This is a genomic window from Rhizobium sp. P1_E1 (genome assembly GCF_056406015.1).
Genome location: NZ_JBFUAY010000325.1, coordinates 1 through 3,832, shown reverse-complemented (window position 1 = coordinate 3,832; position 3,832 = coordinate 1). Strand labels below are relative to the sequence as shown.

The window sequence follows — 3,832 nt, the reverse complement described above, 5'->3', positions numbered from 1 at the left end:
CCTTCTACATCCCTGCCCTTGCCGGCCAGATCTATGCCATGCCCGGYATGGAGACGAAGCTGCACGCCGTCATCAACAAAGAAGGCGAGTATGAGGGCTTCTCCGCCAATTACAGCGGTGCAGGCTTCTCTCACATGCGCTTCAAGTTCCACGGCCTGAACCAAGAGGGTTTTGACGCCTGGGTGGCGCAGGTCAAGCAGCAGGGCAYGATGCTCAACCGCGACGCCTATCTGAAGCTCGAGAAGCCGAGCGAGAAGGAACCGGTGCGTTATTATGCCGGAGCCGATGCCGACCTCTACAACGCCATCCTCAACATGTGCGCCACACCAGGCAAGATGTGCATGAACGAGATGATGCACATCGACATGATGGGCGGTGGCGGCAAGGAAAGTGCCGAGAACCGCGAGAAGCTGCAATATGACAACCGTCATGCCGACGAAGGCATCGTGGCGCCCGCCGCCACCGTGCCGGCGACCGGTGCTCCGGCCCGAAGCGAGCCCGCCGAGCGTACCGACGGCAACAGCATGCAGCACGACATGCCCGGCATGCCTAGCACGCCCGGAATGGACATGCAGCATGACGGTCATTCCATGCCCGGCATGAGCAATGGCGCCGATCCGGCGCCGGCGCAGCTCAACAACAACAATTAACCTGGCGCTTTGCGTCGCAAGACATAATGAACGGGTTGTTCCATGTTTTCCAATCCTGACCTCCTGAAGTTCGTCTTCGGCCGGTTGACCCTCGATGCCATCCCCTATCACGAGCCGATCCTGGTCGTGACCTTCATCGGCGTCGTCATCGGCGCCCTCGCGGTGCTCGGCATCATCACCTATTTCAAGTTCTGGGGTCCGCTCTGGCGCGACTGGATCTGCAGCGTCGATCACAAGAAGATCGGCATCATGTATGTGATCCTCGCCGTCATCATGCTGCTGCGCGGTTTCTCCGACGCGATCCTGATGCGCATCCAGCAGGCCATCGCCTTCAACGGTTCGGAGGGCTATCTGCCGCCGCACCATTACGACCAGGTCTTCACTGCCCACGGCGTCATTATGATCTTCTTCGTGGCGATGCCCTTCGTCACCGGTTTGATGAACTTCGTGGTGCCGCTGCAGATCGGCGCGCGCGACGTCTCCTTCCCCTTCCTCAACAACTTCTCTTTCTGGATGACCACCGCCGGCGCGATCATCATCATGCTGTCGCTGTTCATCGGCGAATTCGCCCAGACCGGCTGGCTCGCCTACCCGCCGCTGTCGGGCGCTGCCTATAGTCCGGGGGTCGGCGTCGACTATTATATCTGGGGCCTGCAGGTGGCCGGCGTCGGAACGACGCTTTCGGGCATCAACCTGATCGCCACCATCGTCAAGATGCGCGCCCCGGGCATGACCTTCATGAAGATGCCGGTCTTCACCTGGACGGCACTTTGCACCAACGTGCTGATCGTCGCCTCCTTCCCGATCCTGACGGCAACGCTCGCCCTTCTGTCGCTCGACCGCTATGCGGGAACGAACTTCTTTACCAACGACCTCGGCGGCAATCCGATGATGTACATCAACCTCATCTGGATCTGGGGTCATCCGGAGGTCTACATCCTCGTGCTGCCGGCCTTCGGCATCTTCTCGGAAGTCGTCGCCACCTTCTCCGGCAAGCGCCTCTTCGGCTACGCCTCGATGGTCTACGCGACCTGCGTGATCATGATCCTGTCCTACATCGTCTGGCTGCACCACTTCTTCACGATGGGCTCGGGCGCCAGCGTCAACTCCTTCTTCGGCATCACCACGATGATCATCTCGATCCCGACGGGGGCGAAGATGTTCAACTGGCTCTTCACCATGTATCGCGGCCGCATCCGCTATGAGGTGCCGATGCTGTGGACGGTCGGCTTCATGGTGACCTTCGTCATCGGCGGCATGACCGGTGTCATGCTTGCCGTGCCGCCGGCCGACTTCGTGCTGCACAATTCGCTGTTCCTCATCGCCCACTTCCACAACGTCATCATCGGCGGCGTTCTCTTCGGCATGTTCGCCGGCGTGAACTACTGGTTCCCGAAGGCCTTCGGCTTCAAGCTCGATCCCTTCTGGGGCAAGATGAGCTTCTGGTTCTGGCAGATCGGCTTCTGGTTCGCCTTCATGCCGCTCTACGTGCTCGGCCTGATGGGCGTCACCCGCCGCATGAGCCAGTTCGAGGATCCGTCGATACAGATCTGGTTCATCATCGCCGCCTTCGGCGTCGGCCTGATTGCGCTTGGCATTGCCGCCTTCCTGATCCAGATCGTCGTCAGCTTCATGAAACGCGAGGAATTGCGGGATGACAGCGGCGATCCCTGGGATGGCCGCACGCTGGAATGGTCGACCTCCTCGCCACCGCCGGAATACAACTTCGCCTTGACGCCCGTCGTGCACGATCATGACGGCTGGTACGACATGAAGAACCGCGGTTATGCGCGTCCGCTGGAAGGCTTCCGGCCGATCCACATGCCGAAGAATACCGGCACCGGCGCGATCTTGTCGGGCATCAGTGTCGCACTCGCCTTCGGTCTGATCTGGTACATGTGGTGGCTGGTCGTCGTCTCCTTCGTCGCCATGCTTGTCGTCGCCATCGGCCATACCTTCAATTACCGACGCGACTTCTACATCCTCGCCGAAGAGGTAACCGAAACGGAAGGCAAGCGCACCGCGCTGCTTGCCGAGCAGGTGTGATGACCATGAGCGATCAGACCATCGACACGGCCGAAAAGCCTGAATTCTACCTGACGGAAGACCACCATCCGGAGAACAGCACCAATCTCGGCTTCTGGCTCTACCTGATGAGCGACTGCCTGATCTTCGCCGTGCTGTTTGCGACCCACGGCGTGCTCGGCCGCAACTATGCCGCCGGCCCGTCGCCGGCCGATCTCTTCGATCTGCCGATCGTTGCCCTCAACACCTCGATGCTGCTGTTATCCTCGATCACCTACGGTTTCGCGATGCTGCAAATGGAGCGGAACGCAAAGGCGGAAACGTTGTTCTGGCTTGCTGTGACCGGCCTGTTCGGCGCAGCTTTCATCGGGCTTGAGCTCTACGAGTTCATCCACCTGATCCATGAAGGCGCCGGGCCGACGCGCAGCGCCTTCCTCTCCTCCTTCTTCACCCTGGTCGGCACGCACGGGCTGCACGTTACCTTCGGCATCATCTGGCTGATCACGCTGATGGTACAGGTGTCGATGCACGGGCTGATCGAGGCCAACCGCCGCCGCCTGATGTGCCTTTCGATGTTCTGGCACTTCCTCGACGTCGTCTGGATCGGCGTCTTTTCCTTCGTCTACCTGTTGGGAGTTCTCGGATGAGTTCGCAAGCACCTACACATGAGGACGCCCACGAGGCTCATCACGGCCACAGCCACGGCCATCAGGCCGGCCACGGCACGTTTCGCAGCTATATGACGGGCTTCGTGCTTTCCGTCATCCTGACCGCCATTCCCTTCTGGCTTGTCATGTCAGGCGTGTTCGCCAGCCCGGCGGTGACGGCGGTGCTGGTGATGGGTCTCGGCGCGATCCAGATCGTCGTCCATATGGTCTTCTTCCTGCACATGAATACCAGGAGCGAGGGTGGCTGGACGATCATGGCGCTGATCTTCACCCTGATCATCGTCGCCATCGCGCTCTCCGGATCCCTCTGGGTCATGCATCATCTCAATACCAATATGATGCCGATGAGCCCCGAGATGATGAAGAACATGCCGTGACGGTGACGAAGGGGCGGCGGCAGCGGCACCCGCAGGCTCCGTCGGAAAAATCGGAAAGACGGCGTTATCGGGTAAAACGGGCGATCTTCGCCGTCTGCCTGATGCTGCTTGC

Annotated in this window: 4 protein-coding genes and 1 pseudogene; all 5 read left to right on the top strand. The window is 60.3% G+C overall.

Going from position 1 to position 3,832, the window contains the following annotated elements; genetic code table 11:
- On the top strand, positions 1-650 hold a 650-nt coding region (locus AC1D1Z_RS34965; protein WP_477853361.1), incomplete at its 5' end, for a COX aromatic rich motif-containing protein.
- Between the two features lie 42 nt (positions 651-692).
- Complete coding sequence (cyoB, locus tag AC1D1Z_RS34960) at positions 693-2,696, top strand: cytochrome o ubiquinol oxidase subunit I (protein ID WP_018448777.1); 2,004 nt, start codon at positions 693-695, stop codon at positions 2,694-2,696.
- A 5-nt stretch (positions 2,697-2,701) separates the two neighbouring features.
- Positions 2,702-3,322 carry a cytochrome o ubiquinol oxidase subunit III gene (cyoC, locus tag AC1D1Z_RS34955; protein ID WP_028732706.1) on the top strand — a complete coding sequence of 207 codons (621 nt, stop codon included), beginning with the start codon at positions 2,702-2,704 and terminating at the stop codon, positions 3,320-3,322.
- Positions 3,319-3,720, top strand: a complete 402-nt coding sequence (cyoD, locus tag AC1D1Z_RS34950) for a cytochrome o ubiquinol oxidase subunit IV (RefSeq protein ID WP_028732707.1) — start codon at positions 3,319-3,321, stop codon at positions 3,718-3,720. The genes cyoC and cyoD overlap by 4 nt, the downstream gene beginning before the upstream one ends.
- Positions 3,717-3,832: pseudogene (locus AC1D1Z_RS34945) on the top strand (SURF1 family protein); the annotation flags it as partial. The gene cyoD and the pseudogene AC1D1Z_RS34945, both read left to right, overlap by 4 nt.